Here is a 21,570-nt window from a genome sequence, read left to right as displayed (position 1 = left end):
CTCTATGCGTTCCGCAGGAAGTCGTCCAGCACTCGCAGTCCGAAATGCAACCCGTCGACCGGCACCCGCTCGTCGACACCGTGCGCGAGCCGCCCGTATCCGAGCTCGGCGCTCTGCCCCAGCGGCGAGAAGCCGTAGCCGGTGATGCCGAGCTGCGCGAACTGCTTCGCGTCGGTGCCGCCGGACATGCAGAACGGCACCGGCCGGCCCTCCGGATCGAACTTCGCGATCGCCGCGCGCATCGCCGCGAACGTAGGGGAGTCGACCGGCGCACTCAGCGGCTGCGTGCGGTGCTGGTACTCCCAGTCCACGTCAGGCCCGCACAGTTCATCCATCGTGGCCTCGAATTCGGCCTCGCCGCCCGGCACCACCCGACCGTCCACTTCGGCGAACGCATGCTCGGGGATCACGTTCACCTTGTACCCCGCCTGCAGCACCGTGGGGTTCGCACTGTTGCGCAGCGTCGATTCGATCAACTGCGCGGCCGGGCCGAGCTTCGCCAGCAAACCGTCGACGTCGTCCAGGTCCGGTTCCGCGCCATAGATGTCGGCCAGCTCGTGGAGCGCCGCCCGCACCGTCGGCGTCAGCCGCAGCGGCCACTCGTGCGCGCCGATCCTCGCGATCGCGGCCGCGAGCTTGCTGACAGCGTTGTCCGGGTTGGTCTTCGAACCGTGACCGGCCGTACCCGAAGCCGAGAGCCGCAGCCACGCCGTCCCCCGCTCGCCCGCCCCGATCGGATAGAGCCGCAGGCCGTTCCCGCCGTGGAAGGTGAATCCGCCCGACTCCGAGACGCCCTCGGTACAGTCAGCGAACAGGTCCGCGTGCGCTGCGGCGAGGTACCCCGCGCCGTACTCGGCGCTGGCCTCCTCGTCGGCGGTGAACGCCACGACGATCGGCCGCCGCGGCCGGACCCCGGCCCTCGCCCAGGCCCGCACGGCCGCCAGGACCATCGCGTCCATGCTCTTCATGTCGATAGCCCCGCGGCCCCATAGCATCCCGTCGCGGATCTCGCCGGAGAACGGGTGGACGCTCCAGTCGGCGGCCTCGGCCGGCACCACGTCGAGATGGCCGTGCACGAGCAGCGCATCGGCGTCAGGGTCGGTCCCCTCGATCCGGGCGACCACATTGGAGCGGTTCGGGGCCTTCTCCACGATCTGCGCCTCGACGCCGACCTCGGCCAGCCTCGCGGCCGCGTACTCGGCGGCCTCCCGCTCGTTCCCGTCCCCGCCACCGTGATTGGTGGTGTCGATCCTGATCAGCTCCGACGTGAAGCGAACGACCTCATCGAGAGCGACCGCATCGATCGGCTCACCCATACTGCTCCTCCATCGCCGCCGAGGCGATCGTCGTGACGGCCTTGAAGCACCGGATGGCCTCGTACATCGTCGGCAGTTCGAACGCGATCCGCCGCTCGCCCTCGCGCTCCACACCCGGGATCACCGTCACCGCGCCGGCCAGGTGCTCGGCGTCGAACTCGACCTCGATCCGGTGCGGCCCCGCCTCCACGGGATCGCGCCGCCCGGCCAGCGCCACCGCTTCGGCCGCGCCCTTGCGGATCGCCCGGATCGCCCACTTCGGGGTCCGGCACGCGGCCGAGTACCGCGAGATGTAGTCCTTGACCGCGATGCCGACCGCCTTGGGCGCGTAGCCCTTCGCGTCCTCGATCGTCTTGTCGTCGCCGGTCACCATGATCACCGGGACCCCGAATTCGGCGGCGAGGGCCGCGTTCAAGCGGCCTTCGCTGGCGCGCACCCCGTCGAGCCACACACCGGTGATCGTGTTCGCCAGGTAGGTGTGCGCGAGCACGCCCTCCAGGCCCGCTCCGGCGTGGTAGCCGAGGAACACCACCGCATCCGCGCCCCGTACACCCTCCATCATGGAGAGATCCTTGTGGCGGCCGCTGATCACGGTGGCCGGCCATTCGAACCGCTCGGGCATGAGGTTGCGCATCGACCAGTGCGCGTCGTTGACGATGATCTCGCGCGCACCGCCTCGGTGCAGCCCCTCCACGGCGGCGTTCACCTCGTCGGTGAACAAGGGCCGCATCCGTTCCCAGCCGGGACCTCCCGGCAGCACGTCGTCGGGGCAGGTGACGCCGGTTGCGCCTTCCATATCGGCGCTGATCAGGATTTTCACACCGCCATCTTCGCACTTTCGTGCAACTCCCGGTCGAGATGGCACGCGACCAGGTGCGGTTTCGCCTCGGGCCCAAGGATCTTCAGGTCCTCGCTCCCGCACTGGTGCAGCACCTCGGCGGCGTTGCCCGAGGCCACTTCCTGGCAGCGGGGCCGGAACCGGCACCCGCCGGGGATCTTCGACGCGTCCGGCAGTTCACCGGCGAGCACGATCGGTTCCGCGACAGGGGAGTCGGGGAGGACCGACACGAGCGCCCGCGTGTACGGGTGCCGCGGCGCCGTGAGCACCTGCTCGACGGGGCCCTGCTCCACGATCCGGCCCAGGTACATGATCGCGATCCGGTCCGCGATGCTCCACGCCAGACCGAGGTCGTGCGTGATCACCAGTGCCCCGAGGCCCTGCTCTTCTTTGAGTCGCAACAGCAGCGAGAGGATCTCGCCGCGCACGGAAGCGTCCAGGGACGCCACCGGTTCGTCCGCGACCAGCAGGCTCGGCTGCAGCACCAGCGCCCCGGCGATGACCACGCGCTGGCGCTGGCCGCCCGAGAGCTCGTGCGGGTACGCGAGGAAGAACTGCTCGGGCGGGCGCAGGCCCGCGCGCGAGAGCGCCTCGGCGACCCTCCCGGGCTCGTCGTCGGTGATCCCGTGGATGCGCAGGCCCTCGGCCACCGCGTCGTAGACCGTGTGCCGCGGGTTCAGCGCACCGGTCGGGTCCTGCAGCACCAGCTGCACCTGCCGCCGGTACGCCTTGAGCGCCTTGGTCGAGAAGCGCAGCGGCTCCCCGCCGAACGCCACGGTCCCGCCCGTGGGGCGCTCCAGACCGAGCAGTGTGCGCGCCAACGTGGTCTTGCCGCAACCGGACTCGCCCGCCAGCGCCACGATCTCGCCCGGCGCCACGTCGAGGTCCACCCCGTCCACGGCGCGCGCGACCCGCCCGCCCGGCAGGCCGAACTCGACCCGCAGCTCCCTGGCGGTCAGCACCTTTTCATTGGACGCAGTGCTATTGGACGACAACGGGTTCACCTTCCTGGGCGACGAAACACGCACTGATCCGCGCGGGCCCGACCTCGAGCAGCTCCGGCGAGGACTCGCCGCACCGTTCCACCGCCACCGCGCACCGCGGCCGGAACGAGCAGCCTTCGGGCAGCCGCACCGGGTCCGGCGGGTCGCCGGCGAGGCCACCGGGCTTCTTGCGCGCGGCCGGGTCGCCGATCACCGGGAACGCCGCGCCGAGCGCCGCCGAATACGGGTGGCGCGCGTTCGCGAACACCTCGTGGGCGGGGCCCTGCTCGACGATCCGGCCCGCGTACATCACCGCGGCCCGGTCGCACACGGCCGACAGCACTGAAAGGTCGTGGCTGATCATCATCAGTCCCACGCCGCGTTCGGTGACGAGGTCCGAGATCAACTGCAGCACTTGGGCCTGCACCATCACGTCGAGAGCCGTCGTGGCCTCGTCGGCGATGATGAGGTCGGGGTCGCACGCGAGCGCCATCGCGATCATCACGCGCTGGCGCTGTCCGCCCGAGAGCTCGTGCGGGAAGCTGCGGGCCCGCGAAGGCGGCAGCCCGACGCGTTCCAGCAGCGCTTCGGCGCGTTTCGCGGCGTCAGCGGGAGTCGTCTTCTCGTGCACCAGGATCGGCTCGGCCACCTGCCGTCCGATCCGGTGCACCGCGTTGAGCGAGTGCATCGCCCCTTGGAACACGATCGACGCGCCGGTCCAGCGCACCGCCCGCAGCCGCCCCCAGCCCATCGCGAGCAGGTTCTCACCGTTGAGCAGGATCTCTCCGCTGACTTCGGCGCTCTTGGGCAGCAGCCGCAGCACCGCCATCGCCAGTGTCGACTTCCCGCAACCGGACTCGCCCGCGATGCCGAGCGTCTCTCCGGCGTCCACGGTCAGGTCCACGCCGCGCACGGCCGGGATGCGTCCGCGCGAACCGGTGTAGGTCACCCGCAGGTCCTTGAACTCCAGCAGCGTCACGACTGCTCACCTCGCAGCCTCGGATTGAACACGGCCTCCAGGGCCCGCCCGCACATCATGAACGCGAGCACGACCAGCAGGATCGCCAGGCCCGGCGGCAGCAGGTACCACCACGCGTGCGCCGAGACCGCACCGTTGTCGGAGGCGCGGTTGAGGATCGAACCCCAGGACACCACGCTCGGGTCGCCCAGGCCGAGCCATGCCAGGGACGATTCCATGAGGATCGCGGAGGGCACCAGCAAGGTGGCGCTGGCGAGCACCAGCGGCAGCACGTTCGGGAGGATGTGCTTGCTCATCAGGTGCCAGTGCCCGGCGCCGAGTGCCTTGGCGCGCTCGAGGAACGGTCGGGACTGCACCGTCAGGGTCTGCGCCCGCACGAGCCGGGTCGTGCCCGACCACGAGACGAGCGCGATGACGGTGATCGTGGTGGCCATGCTCCGGCCGAGCACGGCCAGCAGCGCGATGGCCACGACCAGGCTGGGCAGCACCATGAACCAGTCGGAGACGCGCAGCGCGATCCAGCCGTACCAGCCGCCCACGTGGCCGCTGGTGACGCCGACGGCGGTGCCGATGAGGATCGCCACCACGGTGGCCGTCAGTCCGATGAGGAGCGACAGGCGCGAGCCCCAGAGTGTGAGCGCCAGGACCGACCGGCCCGTCTCGTCGGTGCCGAGCGGGAACGCGGCGCTCGGCGGTTCCATGCGCCCGCCGGTGGCCTGCGTGACCGAGAGCGCCGACTCGTCGATGAGGATCGGCGCGCTGATCGCTAGGACCACGATGGCGCCCAAGAGGACCAGGCCGATCATGCCGGTGCGCTGGCTGCGGTAGGCGGCCCAGGACCGGGCGAAGGACTGCCGCCGCCGCGCCCGTCTGAGGGCGCCCGGTGAGACTGTTGTAGTCGTCATGACCTGCGAATCCTGGGATCGATGAACCAGTAGAGGATCTCGGCGCACAGCACCGCGAGGATGGTGGAGCTCGAGAAGAGCACGAACAGCGCCTGGAGCACGGGCCGGTCGGGGTAGAAGATCGACTGCACGAAGAGGCTGCCGAGGCCGGGCCAGCTGAAGACCGCTTCGGTGACGATGGAGCCGTTGACGACCGATCCGAGCGCGAGGAACACGAGCGTCACGGTGGGCAGCAGCGCGTTCGGCACGGCGTGCTTCTGCCGCACCTCGTCGTCGCGCAAGCCCTTGGCGCGGGCCGTGGTCAGGTAGTCGCTGCCGATCTCGTCCAAAATAGAGGACCGCATGATCATGAGGTACCCGGCGTAGACGACCGCCGTGTAGGTGAGCACCGGCAGCACCAGGTGGTGGCCGATGTCGAGCGCCTGCGACCAGAAGTCCGGCGGCGTGCTCGGCGAGCGCATCCCGTTGACGGGAAAGATCCCCAGGTAGCGGGCGAAGACCAGGATCACGATCATGCCGAGCCAGAACGTCGGCGCCGAGTACAGGAGCAGCCCGGCCGTGACGTGTCCCTTGTCGAACCGGCTGCCCTGCTTCCAGCCCGAGCGCGTCCCGATCCAGAAGCCGAGCAGGACCGCGAGCACCATCCCGGTGCCGGACAGCAGGAGTGTGGCCGGGAGCCGCTCCACGATGAGGTCGAAGATCGGGCGGCGGTACTGGAAGGACTCGCCGAGGTCCATGGTGAGCGTCCCGGCGATGTAATCCCAGAACTGCTGCCACAGCGGCTCGTCGAGCCCCATTTCGGCCCGCATCGCGGCGCGCTGCTCGGGCGTGACCGGCCGCTCCTTGGTGAGCTGGTCGATCGGGTCCCCGGCGATGAGCCGGAAGATGAAGAACGAGGAGAACAGCACCAACAGGAGTGACACGGCCGCCCCGCCGACGTGCCTGAGCACGTACCGGCCGAAGCCGCTCGAGGTCCGCTTCGAGGAACGCCCCGCGGACGGGGCCTCGACCGAGGCCCCGTCCGCGGGTAGGGAACTGTCCGTCATTCGCGCTCGTCAGCCGTCTTCTTGCGCCGCATCACGAACACGGCCGCGCCGGCCGCCGCGACGATCACGGCCGCGCCGATCGCGATCCACACCCACATCGGGACGCCGCCGGTCTCCTCGGCGTCCATGGGCTGCGCGGTGTAGTACGACCACGTGAAGCCCTGCTGGCCGGTGACCATGCCGCCCTCGGGCTGCGTGGTCATGCCGGTCACGCGGTCGTGGTTGTACGCCTCGAGCACGTTCTGGTAGTACAGCCAGATCACCGGTGCGTCCGTGTAGAGCAGCTCCTGCTGCCGCTTCACCAGCTCGGCCCGGGCGTCCGGGTCGGACTCGACCTTCTGCTGCGCGTGGAGCGCGTCGAACTCGGCGTTGCAGTAGGAGTTCTCGCTCGAGCGCTCCGAACCGTCGGTGAGGGTCGGCAGCACCGCGCAGGTGTGCATGCCCAGCTGCTCGGTCGGGTTCGGGCCCACGCCCCAACCGGAGAACGCGATGTCGAACTCGCCCAGGTACGCCAGGTCGTTCAGGCTGCCCTGCTCGATCGCCTCGGGCTTGGTCTCGATGCCCAGCTCGGCCCACCACTCGGACACGAAGTCCACGATGGTGGCGTACGCGGTGTTGTCGGCGTGGTGGTAGAACCGGAAGCTCAACCGCTCCCCGCCGCCCGGCATCGTCCGGATGCCGTCATCGCCGCGCGCGTACCCGGCCTCGTCGAGCATCCGGTTCGCCTCGGCGATGTCGAACTCGACCAAGGCGTCGCCGCCGTCCCAATGCCACTGCTCGAACAGCGACGGGATCAGCGAGGTCGCGGGTGTGCCGCTGCCGTCGAGGACGGTGTCCACGAGGGCCTGCTTGTCGATCGCGGTGTGCAGCGCCTGGCGCACCACCGGGTCCTTCAGTGCCGGATGCCCGTCGCCGAACTCGGTGCCGTCCTGCGTGACCGTGCCGTGGTTGATCGTGAGCGACACGTACCGGCGGCCCTGCACGTCATTGGTGGTCACATGGTCTTGGCTTTCGAGCGCGCCGATCTGGGCCGGGTTCAGCCCGCCCTGCATGCCGTTGCCGACGATGTCGACGTCACCGGCCTCGAGCGCGGCCACGGCCGCGTCGGTCTCGACGTAGTAGTCGTAGACGACCTCGTCGAAGCCCGGCGCGCCCTCCCAGTAGTCCTCATTGGCCTCGAGCCGGATGAACTCGTCGGTCTTGTACTCAGTGACCTGGAACGGGCCCGAGCCCACCAGCGGCAGCTCGTTCGCGTCGTCCGCCGAAGGATCGGCGTACTGGGACCAGATGTGCTCGGGGACGACGTACACCTCGCGGCTCAGCACCTCGGCCGGGGCCGGCTCGGCCAGCGTCAGCACGAACGTGGACTCGTCGGGCGCCTCGGCGCTCACCAGGTTCGCCGCGAAGTCGATGTTCCAGTCGCGGATCGCCTGGTTCTCGATGAGCAGGCCGTACGTGTAGGCGACGTCATCGGCCGTCAGCGGCTCGCCGTCGGACCAGGTGGCGCCCTCGCGGATCTTGAACGTCCACGTCAGACCGTCCTCGGACTCCTCCCACTCGGTCGCCAGGCCCGGGGTCGGCTCGTAGCCCTCGGCGCCGATCCGCACCAGCGTCTCGTACGTCATCATGCTGGTCTCGTAGGTGATGACGAACCGCCGCTTGAACGGGTTGAAGGTGTCGACCTCCTGGTTCGTGGCGATCAAGAGGCTGTCGACGTCGTTCTCTTGGGCTGCGGCGCTGGGCGAGGCCACCGCGAGCGCACCGGCCGACAGCGTCAGCGCGGCCACGGCGGAGAGGAACCGCCGTATCAGGGCATGGGGATTCATGGGGTGCAAGTCCTCGCATTCGATTCCAGGAGACGGGCGCGCCGGCGGGCGCGCCGCCGGTCCTCGATGTACCGACCAGAATGACGGAACACTTCTTGAGTTGTCAATGAAGTGAAGAAAGTTTTCATTGCCGCAACATGATACGACCCCGTCCCCCCGAACCCGGTGAGCGCCCAGAGCGACATCGCCGACCGCCTCGAGCGGAGGTCGTCACGGCCGTGCAGGCCGCCGCGGGGAACGCGACCCCGCTCATGGCCTACACGATCGTCTACGCCTTCTCGAACGTCGTCCTGCCGCTCCTGGGCCCGATCGTCGTCGTCATTGCCCACGCCCTCGGCTAAAGGCTCCAGGTCCCGTTGGTGTTCAACATGATCGAGTAGACCGAGTCCGTGGCGGTAATGAAGAGGCGGTTGCGCTTCGGGCCGCCGAAGACCAGGTTCGACACGCTGGGCTGCGGGATCGGGAGCGTCGCCAGGTGGGTGCCGTCAGGGTCGAAGCAGTACACGTCTGCCGCGGCGGCCCAGACCCGGCCCTCGACGTCCACGCGCAGGCCGTCGAGGCCCCCGCCCGGGGACGAGGCGAACACTTCGCCGCCGCTGAGCTTGCCGCCGTCGACATTGAAGCGGCGGATGTGGCCGCCCATGGTGTCGGCGATGTAGAGCACGGATTCGTCGGGGGAGAAGGCGAGCCCGTTGGGCCGCTGGAAGTCGTCGACGACCCGCTCCACATCGCCCGAGGGGTCGACCCGGTACACGTGGCAGCCGTCGATCTCCGGTTCCGACTTGTAACCCTCGTAGTCGCTGGTGATGCCGTAGGGCGGGTCGGTGAACCAGACCGCGCCGTCACTGGAGACGACGACGTCGTTGGGGCTGTTGAACCGCTTGCCCTCAAAGCGATCGGCGACCACGCTGATCGAGCCGTCCAGTTCGGTCCGGGTGACCCGCCGCTCCCCGTGCGAGCAGGACACCAGGCGCCCTTGGCGGTCGAGGGTGTGGCCGTTCGTGTACCCGGCGGGGGAGCGGAAGACGCTCACCGAGCCATCGGTCTCGTCCCAGCGCATGATCCGGTCGTTCGGGATGTCGCTGAACAGCAGGTACTTCCCGGAGGGCACGTACACCGGACCTTCGGTCCAGCGCCCGCCGGAGAACAGGCATTCGAGGTAGTCGTCGCCCGCGACCCTGAAGCGATCGTCGAATTTTCGGAAACCCACCGGATCATTGTGCATCGAAACTCCTCGATATAGCCTGTGTGCGACCGTGAACAGCTCGTTCCGGTCGATGTGTCCGGCATACAGCCGGACACACGTTAGCTGAAGCGAAGGTCGGCCGGGACGGGCCCGGCCGCCGCGAACAGACAGGATCGAAGATGGGACCGGCACTCCCCTATGAACGCAGACGGCTGCGCGCCGCCATCGCCGCCACCGCCGTGGCGGTGGTGGCCGCGGGCGGTACGGCGTTCACCGTCATGACGGCCGAGGCGGCCACTACGGGTTGCGAAGTCGACTACCAGGTCACCGCCGAGTGGCCCGGCGGCTTCAATGCCAATGTGGACATCACCAATCTCGGCGACACCGCGTTCGACCCATGGAAGCTCGAATGGGACTTCCCCGGCACGCAGAAAGTGGCGAACGCCTGGAACACCAGCGCAACGCAGTCCGGTGTGCACGTCATCGCCTCGGGCGTCGACTACAACAAGCGGCTCGCGTCCGCTTCAACGGCGAGCTTCGGCTTCACCGGCACCTTCGCCGGCAGCGCGAACGCCGTTCCGGAGTCCTTCCGGCTCAACGGCGTCGAGTGCACCGGCGACACCGGTGAACTGCCGACCGACCCGCCCACGAACGTCACCGCCTCACCCACGGAGGTCCCGACCGGCGGCACCGGCCAGGACGAGTGGAGCCCGCCCTCGAACCTCGTCCAGCCGCTCAACGAGGTCTGGGCCCACGTCGAGGACACCTACAACCTGAACTTCCGCAATTTCGGCTGGGACCAGATCATGGCCACCGGCGGCTCGATCAACTACTGCGTCCGTTGGGACTCGCGGAACTCGGTGTCGCTGCAGACCCGCGACGCGATCGAGGCGAAGCTCCAGCAGCAGTACGACCTCTGGTTCGACCAGATGGCCGGCTGGAACGAGTTCCCCTTCGACCAGATCGACGTCAACGTGGTCGGCTGGGCCGCTTACGACCGCAACCACCTGCAGTGGAGCGACTCCTCGGTGGACGTCTACATAGGGGACATCCGCGAGGACGCGCCCCAGTGCTCCGAGGCCTGCGGGCGGTTCTTCCACCAGGACGGGAACTACTCCCAGTGTCCGGGTGGCGCGGCGCATCACTACGACCAGAGCCTGTGGCTGACGCAGGGCATGGGCGGCGGCGCGGGCGGCGACTGGGGCCAGCGCATGGGCCAGGAGTACTTCGTGAACTCGTTGAACTCCAGCCAGATCACGATCTACCTCCACGAACTGGGCCACACGTTCGGCCTTGACGACTTCTATGACTGGACGCCGACGGGCCAGTGCTGCTTCATCATGAACGCGGGCTCCTCGGCGACGATCACCGAATTCGACCAGTGGATGCTGCGCGACTGGTGGCGCCACCTCAAGAGCCGCTACGGCTACTGACTCTCCGATCCGACGGCGGCGGACCTCCGGGTCCGCCGCCGTTCGCGTGACGCGAAACGCCCGAAAGGCGGACACGGTTGGTCGGCAACGACCGATAGCGTTTAGCATTGTCGAACGAGGCTTTGTCAAAGGCGGCATTGTCGAGGGCGGCACTGCCGAGTGCCGCCACCGAGGGAACGGAGGCGCGCGGATGGCCAAGAACATCCAGTCGCTCGAGCGGGCGGCGGCCATGCTGCGGCTGCTCGCGGGCGGCGAGCGGCGCCTCGGCCTGTCCGACATCGCCTCCTCGCTGGGCCTGGCGAAGGCGACGGCCCACGGCATCCTCCGCACCCTCCAGCACGAGGGCTTCGTGGAGCAGGACCCGGGCTCGGGCCGCTACCAGCTGGGCGCCGAGCTCCTGCGCCTGGGCACCACGTACCTCGACGTCCACGAGCTGCGCGCCCGCGCGCTGGTGTGGACCGACGACCTCGCGCGCTCCGGTGGCGAGGCGGTCTATCTCGGTGTGCTGCACCAGCAGGGCGTGCTCATCGTCCACCATGTCTTCCGCCCGGACGACAGCCGCCAGGTCCTCGAGGTCGGCGCGATGCAGCCGCTGCACTCCACAGCGCTCGGCAAGGTCCTCGCCGCGACCGACCCGGTGGCCCACGCCGAGCTCGTCGAGGCCAAGCGCGAGCCCTTCACGGCCCGCACGGTCACCGACCTCGACGACATCGAGCGGTCGCTGGAGCAGACCCGCGCCCAGGGCTACGCCATTGAGATCGAGGAGACCCTGGAAGGGGTGGCCGCGGTGTCGGCCCCGATCTTCGACCGGCGCCGCCTGGCGGTCGGGGCGGTCGGCATTACCGGCGCCGTCGAGCGGGTGTGCCGGGACGGCGAGCTGCGTCCGGAGCTCATCGCGGCGGTCCGCGACACGGCCCGCTCCGTCTCCCGCGATCTCGGGGCCAAGCCCTTCTAGCGTTTCGTCCCATTACGCCATATTTTTGCGGTTCCCATGTGACTCTGGTATGCCTGTCTTGCAGGCGTTTCGCACGGTTCGCAATTAAGGAAGTGATGGCCATCACATAGCACTTGACGCGTCGGTAATGAAGGAGAACACTTTCGTACATCGGTCGGCATTGTCGAACGCCTGACGGCTTCAGCGTTCGTCCCGCCTTCCGAGTCGAACAAGCCCTTCCAACGGGACCGCCGCCCCCCGGTGACGGACCCGGACGCAGACAAAGGAGTCGGTGTGTCCACTTCAGACATCATTCTCGGCGAGGTCGTCGGCACTGCGATGCTGATCCTCCTCGGCGCGGGCGTATGCGCCGCAGTCACCCTCAAGAAGTCCAAGGCCCAGAACGCGGGCTGGCTCGCCATCGCCTTCGGGTGGGGCTTCGCGGTCCTCACCGCCGCCTACATCTCGGCCGGCATCTCGGGCGCCCACCTCAACCCGGCGGTCACCCTCGGCCTCGCCGTCCAGGGCAATGTCCCCTGGGACCAGGTCGCGGTCTACATCGTCTCCCAGACGATCGGCGCGATCCTCGGCGCGACCCTCGCCTGGGCCGCCTACTACGGCCAGTTCCAAGCCCACATGGCCGAACTCGCCCTCCGCTCCGGCCCGGGCGCGCAGTCCACGGCCGAAGCGCAGGCCGCCGAGGCCGGCCCGGTCCTCGGCATCTTCTCCACCGCCCCCGAGATCCGCAACACCGCCCAGAACCTCGTCACCGAGATCATCGCGACCTTCGTGCTGGTCTTCGCGATCCTCACCCAGGGCCTCAACGACGCGGGCAACGGCCTCGGCGTCCTCGGCGTGCTCATCACCTCGCTCGTCGTCGTCAGCATCGGCCTCTCGCTCGGCGGCCCCACCGGCTACGCCATCAACCCGGCCCGCGACCTCGGCCCCCGCATCGCCCACGCGATCCTGCCCATCAAGGGCAAGGGCCGCTCCGACTGGGGTTACGCCTGGATCCCCGTCGTCGGCCCCGTCATCGGCGGCGTCCTCGCCGGACTCCTCTACAACGTTGCCCTCGGGTAGCGATGAGGACACAATCGACGTATCCATCGCCGACTCCCACCACGACAACGACGTTCTGGAGCGAACCATGACCGACACGCACACCGGCCCGTTCATCGCGGCCATCGACCAGGGCACCACCTCCTCGCGGTGCATCATCTTCGACCGCGACGGCCGGATCGTCGCCGTCGACCAGAAAGAGCACGAGCAGATCTTCCCCAAGCCCGGCTGGGTCGAGCACGACGCCGCCGAGATCTGGAAGAACGTCCAAGACGTGGTCGCCGGCGCGATGGTCAAGGCCGGCGCCTCCCGCGAGGACATCCTCTCCATCGGCATCACCAACCAGCGCGAGACCACCATGCTGTGGGACAAGCGCACCGGCAAGCCGGTCCACAACGCCATCGTCTGGCAGGACACCCGCACCGACGTGCTCTGCAAGAAGCTCGGCGGCGACGCCGGCCAGGACCGCTGGCGCCGCGAGACCGGCCTGCCCCTCGCCGCCTACTTCGCCGGCCCCAAGATCGCCTGGCTCCTCGACAACGTCGACGGCCTGCGCGAACGCGCCGAAGCAGGCGACCTCCTGTTCGGCACCATGGACTCCTGGGTCATCTGGAACCTCACCGGCGGCGTCAACGGCGGCGTGCACGTCACCGACGTCACCAACGCCTCCCGCACCCTCCTGATGAACCTCGAAGACCTCCAATGGAACGAGGAGATCGCGGCCGAGATGGGCGTGCCCCTGCAGGTGCTCCCCGAGATCCGCTCCTCCTCCGAGGTCTACGGCACCGTCACCGGCGGCCCCCTGGGCGGCCTCCTCGCGGGCGTCCCGGTCGCCTCCGCCCTCGGCGACCAGCAGGCCGCCCTGTTCGGACAGACCTGCTTCAGCGTCGGCGAGGCCAAGTCCACCTACGGCACCGGCACGTTCATGCTCATGAACACCGGCCCGAAGCTCATCCACTCCGAATCCGGTCTGCTCACCACCGTGGGCTACCGCATCGGCGACCAGGACCCGGTCTACGCCCTCGAAGGCTCGATCGCCGTCACCGGCTCGCTCGTCCAGTGGATGCGCGACCAGATGGGTCTCATCAAGACCGCCGCGGAGATCGAGACGCTCGCGATGTCCGTGGAGGACAACGGCGGCGCCTACTTCGTGCCGGCCTTCTCCGGGCTGTTCGCGCCCTACTGGCGCTCCGACGCCCGCGGCGTCATCGCCGGTCTCACCCGGTACGTCACCAAGGCGCACATCGCCCGTGCCGTCCTGGAGGCCACCGCCTGGCAGACCCGCGAGATCTCCGACGCCATGATCAAGGACTCCGGCGACGACCTCGTCGCGCTCAAGGTCGACGGCGGCATGACCTCCAACAACCTCCTCATGCAGTTCCTCGCCGACGTCCTCGACGCACCCGTCGTGCGCCCCATGGTCGCCGAGACCACCTGCCTCGGCGCCGCCTACGCCGCCGGCCTCGCCGTCGGCTTCTGGGACAACGTCGAAGACCTGCGCGCCAACTGGCGCCGCGCCGCCGAATGGACTCCCGACATGGACTCCGAAGTCCGCGACCGGGAATACAAGAACTGGCTCAAGGCCGTCCAGCGGACCATGGGCTGGCAGGACGAATAGGGAGCATCGCGATGACCACCTTGCAGCACGTCTCCGGCCCGGAGGCGAACCCGACCGGCCCCGTCCGCTTCACGCAGCGGGTGGGTCGCGCCGAACTGCGCGAGCAGCTCGCGAACGTCACGTTCGACCTGCTCGTCATCGGCGGCGGCATCCTGGGCATCTCCACCGCCTGGCACGCCGCCCAGTCGGGGCTGCGGGTGGCCCTCGTGGACGCCGGCGACTTCGCCGGCGCCACCTCCTCCGCCTCCTCCAAGCTCCTCCACGGCGGCCTGCGCTACCTCCAGACCGGCGCGGTCAAACTCGTGGCGGAGAACCACTTCGAGCGCCGCGCCGTCACCCGCCAGGTGGCGCCGCACCTCTCCCGCCCGCTCAAGTTCTACCTGCCCGTCTACAAAGGCGGCCCGCACGGCGCCGCGAAGCTCGGCGCGGGCGTCTTCGCCTACTCCGCGCTCTCGGGATTCGGCGACGGCGTCGGCCACCTGCTCAGCCCCGCCAAAGCCCGCGAGGCCGTGCCGGAACTGCGCGTCAAGGACCTCAAAGCCGTCGCCGTCTACGGCGACAGCCAGATGAACGACGCCCGCATGGCGCTCATGACCACCCGCGCGGCGGTCGACGCCGGCGCGGCCGTCCTCAACTACGCCGAGGTCACGGGCCTGCGCTTCACCGACGGCCGCGTCAGCGGAGCCGACCTGCGCGACAAGGTCGACGGCACCGAGTTCGGCGTGAACGCCCACGTCGTCCTCAACGCCACCGGCCCGTGGGTCGACCACCTGCGCCGCATGGAGAACCCGGCCGCGGACCCGTCGATCCGGCTCTCCAAGGGCGCGCACCTGGTGCTCAAGCGCACCGCCGACTGGGGCGCCGCGCTGGCGACGCCGGTCGACAAGTACCGCATCGCGTTCGCGCTGCCGTGGGAGGACATGCTCCTGCTCGGCACGACGGACGAGATCTACGAGGGCGACCCGGGGCAGGTCGCGCCGACCAAGGCCGATTTCAAGCAGATCCTCGACGAGGCGAGCGTCTCGGTGCGTTCGGAGCAGCTCAATCCCGAGCTGATCACGTACGCGTTCGCGGGCCTGCGGGTCCTGCCGGGCGGTCCGGGCGCGACCTCGAAGGCCAAGCGCGAGACGGTGGTGACCGAGGGGCGCGGCGGGATGCTCTCGGTGGCGGGCGGCAAGTGGACCACGTTCCGCCACATCGGACGGACCGTGATCAAGAAGCTCGCGGACCTGCCGGGCTACTCGCTCGGTTCGGAGATGGAGCCGATGGCGAACCTGCCGCACCGGCTGCCGCTGCCGGGCATCGCGAACCCGCACGCGGTGGAGCACCGGCTGCTCTCGGACGGCGGCGCGCCGCTGCCGAACCTCGGCGAGGACACCGCCAAGCACCTTGCGACGCACTACGGTTCGCTCGCCTTCGACATCACCCGCCTCGCGGGCGAGCACCCGGAGCTCGCCGAGCGCGTCCACCCGGACGCGCCGGAGATCATGGCCCAGGTGGTCTACGCCCGCGACCGCGAGTGGGCCCAGACGGCCGACGACGTGCTCCGCCGCCGCACCACCTTGATGATCCGCGGCCTCGACACCCCCGAGGTCCGCGCCAAAGTCCAAGCACTGCTCGACAAGAAATAAATGAGGGAGCGGCCGGGAGCGAGATCTGAGAGGTTCTCGCTCCCGGCCTTTTCGTGCACTTCCGCCGCTCGTTCGCTGTCGTACCCCTGCGCCAGAATTGCATTGGGGGTCCCGGTCTCGGCGACGCCTGCGAGCCGCAAATTGGCACAGTGTCCGTTTTCAAGGCTAGGGACGGGGATACCCCTTTAGTCTCGACCGGCGTCCGGGTGGATCGCCATGAACAGCGAGTAGGGCTTTGCGTCCGGACCGGGCTCCATGCTTGCGAGGTCGTCGAACAGTGCCTTGAACCGCTCAGTGATCTCGCGGTACTGCTCGTCGTTCAGCCGCAGCCCAAGCCGCGACGCGTTCACCTCGGCCGGGTCGTCCACCTGCGCGACCTCGGTTCGGAACGCTTCGAGCATCGCCCCGGCCAGGTCCGACCGGAACTCGTCACCCAGCTGCAGCGCCCAGGACTTCCGAGTCGCCAGGTACGGGATCTCCCGCGCACCCCGAGCCCCCACCCGCTCCTCCTGCGCCGCAAGGAAACCCGTCTCCACGAGCTTGCGCACGTGGTGCAGCGCCGTGGCCGGATTCGACCCGAGCCGTTGCGCGATCTCCTTGTTCGTCAAGGGTGCGTCGAGGCACAGGCGCAGGATGCGCAGGCGCACGGCCGAAGCCACGGCCTTCGCCTCGGCCTCGGTCGCCACCGGCCGATCGTCCTTGAACCTCTCGGAGCTGCGCTTCTCTGCCACGTGATCATCCTAGCGGCCTAATCGATTGACTTTCCCCAATTGATTGAGAATACTCAATCGCATGATCTCCCTCGGCGATCCCGGACCCGCCATGCCTGAAAAACCGGACCGGCTCGGGCTGCTGCGCGAACACGACTTCCGCGGCCTCTTCCTTTCCACCACCGTGGCCCAGTTCGGCTACCAGATCACCTCCCTCGCCCTGCCGCTCGCGGCGGTACTCGCGCTCGACGTCAGCGAGTTCGAGGTCGGCGTGCTCTCCTCCATGACGATGGTCGCGTTCCTGCTCATCGGCCTCCCCGCCGGCGCCTGGATCGACCGGATGCGCCGCCGCCGCGTCCTCATCGTGAGTGACATCGTGCGCGCCGCCGTGCTCCTCACCGTGCCCATCGCCTGGTGGGCCGACGCGCTCACCATCTGGCACCTTTACGCCGTCGCGTTCGTCATCGGCGTCTTCACCGTCTTCTTCGACGTCTCCTACCAGAGCTACCTGCCGCACCTCGTCGGCCGCCAGAAGCTAGTCGAAGGCAACGCCAAGCTCGAGACGGTGCGCTCGACCGCCCAACTCGGCGGCCCCGTGCTCGCCGGCCAGCTCATCGAATGGCTCACCGCGCCAGTGGCCCTCGCCTTCGACGCCGTCGCGATGGGCGCCTCCGCCCTGTTCCTGGTCCGCATCCGCCGCCGAGAGGCCAAACCCGAAGTCGCCCATGACGCCCGGATCTCCACCGAGATCAAGGAAGGCCTGGCCTTCGTCTTCCGCAACCGCATCCTGGCGTCCATCGTGGCCGCGACCAGCTGGTGGAACCTCTGGATGGGCGCGTATATGGCGATGATCGTGGTCTTCCTGCCGCGCGACATGGGGCTGACGGCCGGCGAGATCGGCCTGTTCTTCGCCGTGTTCGGTGTCGGCGGCCTCATCGGCGCGTTCGTGACCGGGCCCGTGACGGCCTGGCTGGGTGAGGGGCGCGCCATCTGGATCTCGACCATAGTGACCTCGCCCGGGATGCTCCTGCTCCCCGCCGCCGAACCGGGATGGCGCGTCTGGATCGCCGCCCTCGGCACGGGCGTCGTCGGCATTGGATCGGTGATCTACAACGTCAACCAGGTGAGCTTCCGCCAGCGCCTCACCCCCGATCGGCTGCTCGGCCGCATGAACGCCACGGTCCGGTTCCTCGCCTGGGGTCTCAGCGCTGTCGGCGCGCTCCTCGGCGGCGTCCTCGGCGAGTTCGTCGGGGCGAGGGGGACGCTCTGGATCGGTGCGATCGGCGTCTGCCTGGCCTTCCTCCCGGTCTTCTTCTCGCCGTTGCGGAACTTGCGCGACCTCCCGCACCCGGAGCCCGAGCCGGTCCCGGTGCCCTGAACCCGCACGGTCACTGACGACTCGCGAACGCCGCCAAGGCGTCGGCGAGCTCGTCATAGGTCGGCGCGAGGGCGCGCAGCGCGGCGGCGGCCTCGGCGGTCCGTCCGGCCACGAGGTCGTATTGAAGACCGCCCACGAGCCGGGCCTGCCTGGCGGTGATTGCTGATGCGGCCTCGGCGAAGCTTCCGAGCCGTGCATCGGCACAGTCAGCGCCTGCCGCCGCCAGGCAGGCCCCTGCATCGGCGAGCCGCCGGGTCCCGACCGCGATCGCAAAGCCCGCCAACTGGTCCCGGGCCTTGTCAGGAAGTCCGTCCTCGACCATCGCGGCGATCGTCTCGGCCGCCTCCCGGTTCGCGAGCGTCCCCTCCGAGACCGGAAAACCGTGGTCACCGCGGAGCCACGAGACCCACGTGGACGCGCTCGCGCGGATCGCCTCGACCGCGGTGACCTCCCGGGTCCGGACGAAACCGCGCCGCGACGTGTACGGCTCGCCGTACACGAGCGAGTCGGTTCGCCATGCGGCCGTGAACTGCTCTATCGGGAGCGTCGCGAACGGGAACCCGGCCGGATCGTGGAACCGGACCATGCCGCGTTCCACTCCGAGAACGATCACGTAATGGTCGGCGCCCCAAGGCGTGCCGCGCCCGGGTGCGTGGGTCAGCAGACCCATCTCGACCGGGCCGACAAGGAGCGGGTCAGCCGGACTCGCCGCCGTCAACCGCGCGGCGGCCTCCTCTGGTGTGCCGCCCGATTCGCGGACGCACTCCCAGCCGAGCGCGGCACTGGCCGCGTCGAGGGCGATGTCGCCCTCCCATCCGGCCGGGTCGAAGAACGGCGTGTCGCCGTCGAGCAGCTGCATCCCGAACGGCGAACCCGTGAGGACCTCGATGACGCCGGGCCCCGGCGAAGCGGGTCCCAGCGCCATCGAGAGCGAGTTGGCGTAGCAGTAGTGGCCGGAGCCGGTATAGGGCAGGAACATCGAAGCCTCCGATGAGTGAAGAACGGTTCCGCCCGACGCTACGATTTTCAATTCTTCAATACAATGGGGACGAAATTCGGATCACACCGATCCGGCGCGGGCATTCAGTTCTGCGCGTCGAAACCGGGGGAGTAGACGTAGCGTCCGCGCAGGTCCTCGCGCCAGTTGGCGAGGCGGCGGACCTGGAACGCGGGCGCCCAGTCCGGTTCCTGCGGCTCGATGCCGTACCGCGCGGCCGGTTCGAAACCGAAGCGGCCGTAGTAGTCCGGGTTCCCGAGCAGGATGATCATCGGTTCGTCCAGGGCGTCCGCCCCCGCGACGGCCGCGTGCATGAGAGCCGAGCCGATCCCCTTGCCGTGCAGCGCGGGGTCGACGCCGATCGGGCCGAGGCCGAGGATCCGCTCCCCGGCCAGGCGCCCGTACGAGCACACGACGTGCCCGACGGGCTTGCCGTCGGCCTCGGCCACCAGCGACAGCTGCGGTACCCAGTCCTCGCTGCCGCGCAGTGCGTCGACGATCGCGGCTTCGGTCCCGGAGGCGTAGTCGACCGTGGCGAAGGCGGCGTCGTGAAGGGCGTGGATGAGGGGCGCGTCGCCCTCGGTCTCGCGTCGAATGAGAGTCACCGGCCGAGTATCACAGCGCGTACGAACGCCCGCAACGGATTTGCGCCGGTCAGGCACGCCGCGCGACCTGGAGGTTGACCAGGCCGGTGACGGCCACGAAGACGGCCGCGGTGTAGTGCATGCCGAACGCGGCGGCGGCGCTGCCGCCGTTGAGCAGGATGGCCGTGCCGTCGCCGACGGGGACCAGCGCGATGCACAGCAAGGCCCAGCCGAGCGCCCGGCGCTGGCCCAGGGCCAGGAAGGTCAGTGGGATGACGCCCGTGACGAAGTCGCGGACGCCTTTCATGTTGAGGAACTGGGCTGCTTCGCCAGTGGGCCAGACGTCGAATCCGACGCCCGCGGCGCTCGCCTCGGGGAAGAAGAGGAAGGAGATGCCGAGGTAGAAGGCGAAGAGGATGGAGAGGATGGTGAGAACGTTGGCGGTGATGCGCAGTGCCATGGGGGGCTCCTTAGTCAGGGTAGGAAATCTAGCGTCGCTAGGTTCTATAGCGAAGCTACCATAGCCTTGCTCGAATAGCTAGCACTGCTAAGATGTGTCCATGGCTACACAGCAGCGCAAGGAGCGTGAACGCGCCCAAAGGGAATCGCTCATCGTCGAAGCCGCCCGAGAGATGGCCGAAGCGGACGGCTGGCCTTCGGTGACCGTGCGCAAACTCGCCGAGCGCATCGAGTACAGCCAGCCGGTCCTCTACAGCCACTTCGCAGGTCGCTCCGCGATCATCGACGCGGTCGCACTGCAGGGCTGTGCGGAACTGGCGGTGATACTTGACAAGGCAGGCGTCGCCGGACCCGAAGGCGGCGGGCTCGCGGCAGTGGCGCGCGCCTATCTCGACTTCGCCAACACCCAGCCGGCGGTCTTCGACGCGATCTTCTCCCTGGCTGAAGGCCTGCCGTTCGGTCCGGACGCGCCTGAGCCGCTCAAGGCCGCTTTCGCCTCCCTGTACAGGGTGTTCGCGCCGCTCGCCAAGGAGGGGCAGGACCCGGACGCCTTCACCGAGACCGGTTGGGCCGCGATTCACGGGCTCGCCGTGCTCAGCCGGACCAAGCGGCTGCGTCCGGATTTGGAGAGACATCGGCTCGAGATCCTGGTGCGGCAGTTCACCTCCGGCTGAGCAGCGCGTTCGTCAGGACTTGTCACGTTCCCAGGTGCCGCGGGGTCAGTACAGTTGGGCGACCATTGCGGAGGACCACATGAATGACGGCGTCTTTGACGAGCACGGTGCGGTGCAGCGCTTCGAGGAGCACCGCGACCACCTGCGGGCCGTGGCGTTCCGGATGCTCGGCAGCTCCGGGGAGGCGGACGATGCCGTCCAGGAAGCGTGGATGCGCTTTGCCCGCACCGAGACCGCGGACGTCGAGAACCTGCGCGGCTGGCTCACCACCGTGGTCTCGCGGATCTGCCTGAACCTGCTGCGCTCGCGACGGACCCGACGTGAGGACGCCCTCGACGCCGACCTCCCGCTGGCCGCCGCCCCGAGCGCCGGCGGCGATCCCGAGTCCGATGCGGTCATGGCCGACTCGGTGGGCCTCGCCCTCCAAGTGGTCATCGACGCGCTCGGTCCGGCCGAACGCGTGGCGTTCGTGCTGCACGACCTGTTCGGCGTGCCCTTCGACCGCATCGCCCCGGTCCTCGACCGAACCACCGAGGCGACGCGCCAGCTCGCCAGCCGCGCGAGAAGGCGCGTGCGCGAAGGCAGGGAGCGCGCTGAGGCGGATCGCGATGCGAGGCAGCAGAAGACGGTGGTCGATGCGTTCCTCGCCGCCGCCCGCGAAGGCCGCTTCGAGGACCTGCTCGCCGTGCTCGACCCGGGCATCATCGTGGTCGCCGACGAGGATGCCGTCGCGACCGGCTTCGCCGGACGCGAGGTCATCGGCGCGGCCGCGGTCGCCGCGATCTTCAACGGCCAGGCCAAAGACGCGATCACCGTGCTGGTCGACGGCCTCGCGGGCGCGATGTGGGCCCCGGGCGGCGCGCCGCGTTCGGTGCTGGCGTTCGCCGTGGTCGACGGCAGAGTCGCGGCGATCGACATCATGAACGATCCGGCGACGATCGCCGCGCGCGACATCGTGACGGTCGGCGACTGACAGGGCCCGGCCCGGCGTTGTCCGGGCAGGGGCGACGCCAC

21 protein-coding genes are annotated in these 21,570 nt (G+C 69.2%); 9 read left to right on the top strand and 12 right to left on the bottom strand.

The genetic code is table 11. The features are described 5' to 3' along the window. Positions 1–2 precede the first annotated feature (2 nt). From ACFO8M_RS08535 to ACFO8M_RS08505, 7 genes are read right to left on the bottom strand one after another with little or no spacing between them, the layout of a single operon-like run. Complete coding sequence (locus ACFO8M_RS08535; protein ID WP_387973311.1) at positions 3–1,316, bottom strand: M20/M25/M40 family metallo-hydrolase; 1,314 nt, start codon at positions 1,314–1,316, stop codon at positions 3–5. Further along, entirely contained in the window at positions 1,309–2,136 is an 828-nt protein-coding gene (locus tag ACFO8M_RS08530; RefSeq protein ID WP_387973308.1) for a M55 family metallopeptidase, read from the bottom strand. Before ACFO8M_RS08530 ends, ACFO8M_RS08535 begins: the two co-directional genes overlap by 8 nt. Continuing rightward, on the bottom strand, positions 2,133–3,149 hold the full coding sequence (locus ACFO8M_RS08525) for an ABC transporter ATP-binding protein (RefSeq protein ID WP_387973305.1): 1,017 nt from the start codon (positions 3,147–3,149) through the stop codon (positions 2,133–2,135). Before ACFO8M_RS08525 ends, ACFO8M_RS08530 begins: the two co-directional genes overlap by 4 nt. After that, positions 3,136–4,116 carry an ABC transporter ATP-binding protein gene (locus ACFO8M_RS08520; RefSeq protein ID WP_387973301.1) on the bottom strand — a complete coding sequence of 327 codons (981 nt, stop codon included), beginning with the start codon at positions 4,114–4,116 and terminating at the stop codon, positions 3,136–3,138. Before ACFO8M_RS08520 ends, ACFO8M_RS08525 begins: the two co-directional genes overlap by 14 nt. Then, positions 4,113–5,021: an ABC transporter permease gene (locus ACFO8M_RS08515; RefSeq protein ID WP_387973298.1), complete on the bottom strand. Its 909-nt coding sequence runs from the start codon at positions 5,019–5,021 to the stop codon at positions 4,113–4,115. Before ACFO8M_RS08515 ends, ACFO8M_RS08520 begins: the two co-directional genes overlap by 4 nt. Beyond that, complete coding sequence (locus ACFO8M_RS08510; protein WP_387973294.1) at positions 5,018–6,067, bottom strand: ABC transporter permease; 1,050 nt, start codon at positions 6,065–6,067, stop codon at positions 5,018–5,020. Before ACFO8M_RS08510 ends, ACFO8M_RS08515 begins: the two co-directional genes overlap by 4 nt. Further along, a complete protein-coding gene (locus tag ACFO8M_RS08505) occupies positions 6,064–7,893 on the bottom strand; it encodes an ABC transporter substrate-binding protein (RefSeq protein ID WP_387973291.1) in 1,830 nt (609 codons plus the stop codon). The genes ACFO8M_RS08510 and ACFO8M_RS08505 overlap by 4 nt, the downstream gene beginning before the upstream one ends. A gap of 137 nt (positions 7,894–8,030) precedes the next feature. On the opposite strand from ACFO8M_RS08505, the gene ACFO8M_RS08500 reads away from it, so the two are divergent. After that, positions 8,031–8,234: a hypothetical protein gene (locus ACFO8M_RS08500; protein ID WP_387973288.1), complete on the top strand. Its 204-nt coding sequence runs from the start codon at positions 8,031–8,033 to the stop codon at positions 8,232–8,234. On the opposite strand, the gene ACFO8M_RS08495 is transcribed toward ACFO8M_RS08500, so the two are convergent. Beyond that, positions 8,231–9,118, bottom strand: a complete 888-nt coding sequence (locus tag ACFO8M_RS08495; RefSeq protein ID WP_387973285.1) for an SMP-30/gluconolactonase/LRE family protein — start codon at positions 9,116–9,118, stop codon at positions 8,231–8,233. The genes ACFO8M_RS08500 and ACFO8M_RS08495 overlap by 4 nt on opposite strands. A gap of 140 nt (positions 9,119–9,258) precedes the next feature. Between ACFO8M_RS08495 and ACFO8M_RS08490 the strand changes: the two genes are divergently transcribed. The 5 genes from ACFO8M_RS08490 to ACFO8M_RS08470 all read left to right on the top strand — a co-directional run bounded on the left by ACFO8M_RS08490 (position 9,259) and on the right by ACFO8M_RS08470 (position 15,754). Beyond that, entirely contained in the window at positions 9,259–10,512 is a 1,254-nt protein-coding gene (locus ACFO8M_RS08490; protein WP_387973282.1) for a cellulose-binding domain-containing protein, read from the top strand. Between the two features lie 190 nt (positions 10,513–10,702). Next, positions 10,703–11,467, top strand: coding sequence for an IclR family transcriptional regulator (locus tag ACFO8M_RS08485; protein WP_387973279.1), 765 nt, complete (start codon positions 10,703–10,705; stop codon positions 11,465–11,467). Positions 11,468–11,740: 273 nt separating this feature from the next. Then, a complete protein-coding gene (locus ACFO8M_RS08480) occupies positions 11,741–12,526 on the top strand; it encodes an MIP/aquaporin family protein (protein WP_387973276.1) in 786 nt (261 codons plus the stop codon). Positions 12,527–12,593: 67 nt separating this feature from the next. Next, positions 12,594–14,123 (top strand): glycerol kinase GlpK, encoded by a 1,530-nt coding sequence (gene glpK / locus ACFO8M_RS08475; protein ID WP_387973273.1) that lies wholly within the window; start codon positions 12,594–12,596, stop codon positions 14,121–14,123. An 11-nt stretch (positions 14,124–14,134) separates the two neighbouring features. Further along, positions 14,135–15,754, top strand: coding sequence for a glycerol-3-phosphate dehydrogenase/oxidase (locus tag ACFO8M_RS08470; RefSeq protein ID WP_387973270.1), 1,620 nt, complete (start codon positions 14,135–14,137; stop codon positions 15,752–15,754). A 185-nt stretch (positions 15,755–15,939) separates the two neighbouring features. On the opposite strand, the gene ACFO8M_RS08465 is transcribed toward ACFO8M_RS08470, so the two are convergent. After that, on the bottom strand, positions 15,940–16,485 hold the full coding sequence (locus tag ACFO8M_RS08465) for an ArsR/SmtB family transcription factor (protein ID WP_387973267.1): 546 nt from the start codon (positions 16,483–16,485) through the stop codon (positions 15,940–15,942). A 91-nt stretch (positions 16,486–16,576) separates the two neighbouring features. On the opposite strand from ACFO8M_RS08465, the gene ACFO8M_RS08460 reads away from it, so the two are divergent. Beyond that, a complete protein-coding gene (locus ACFO8M_RS08460; protein ID WP_387973264.1) occupies positions 16,577–17,842 on the top strand; it encodes an MFS transporter in 1,266 nt (421 codons plus the stop codon). A 10-nt stretch (positions 17,843–17,852) separates the two neighbouring features. Here the strand turns inward: ACFO8M_RS08460 and ACFO8M_RS08455 are convergent, their stop codons facing one another. The 3 genes from ACFO8M_RS08455 to ACFO8M_RS08445 form a co-directional block, all read right to left on the bottom strand. Continuing rightward, positions 17,853–18,821: a hypothetical protein gene (locus ACFO8M_RS08455; protein WP_387973262.1), complete on the bottom strand. Its 969-nt coding sequence runs from the start codon at positions 18,819–18,821 to the stop codon at positions 17,853–17,855. Positions 18,822–18,925: 104 nt separating this feature from the next. Next, positions 18,926–19,444, bottom strand: coding sequence for a GNAT family N-acetyltransferase (locus ACFO8M_RS08450; RefSeq protein ID WP_387973259.1), 519 nt, complete (start codon positions 19,442–19,444; stop codon positions 18,926–18,928). A 49-nt stretch (positions 19,445–19,493) separates the two neighbouring features. Then, positions 19,494–19,883: a DUF4267 domain-containing protein gene (locus ACFO8M_RS08445; protein WP_387973256.1), complete on the bottom strand. Its 390-nt coding sequence runs from the start codon at positions 19,881–19,883 to the stop codon at positions 19,494–19,496. 100 nt (positions 19,884–19,983) lie between these two features. Here ACFO8M_RS08445 and ACFO8M_RS08440 point away from each other — a divergent pair, with 100 nt between their 5' ends. Further along, entirely contained in the window at positions 19,984–20,556 is a 573-nt protein-coding gene (locus ACFO8M_RS08440; RefSeq protein ID WP_387973253.1) for a TetR/AcrR family transcriptional regulator, read from the top strand. 79 nt (positions 20,557–20,635) lie between these two features. Next, positions 20,636–21,529: a sigma-70 family RNA polymerase sigma factor gene (locus ACFO8M_RS08435; protein ID WP_387973250.1), complete on the top strand. Its 894-nt coding sequence runs from the start codon at positions 20,636–20,638 to the stop codon at positions 21,527–21,529. The last annotated feature ends 41 nt before the right edge of the window (positions 21,530–21,570 follow it).

The organism is Glycomyces rhizosphaerae (genome assembly GCF_042647865.1).
In the GTDB taxonomy this organism is placed as follows: domain Bacteria; phylum Actinomycetota; class Actinomycetes; order Mycobacteriales; family Micromonosporaceae; genus Glycomyces; species Glycomyces rhizosphaerae.
Note: the sequence above shows the minus strand (reverse complement) of the source record. Positions and strands in the feature narration are given on the sequence as shown.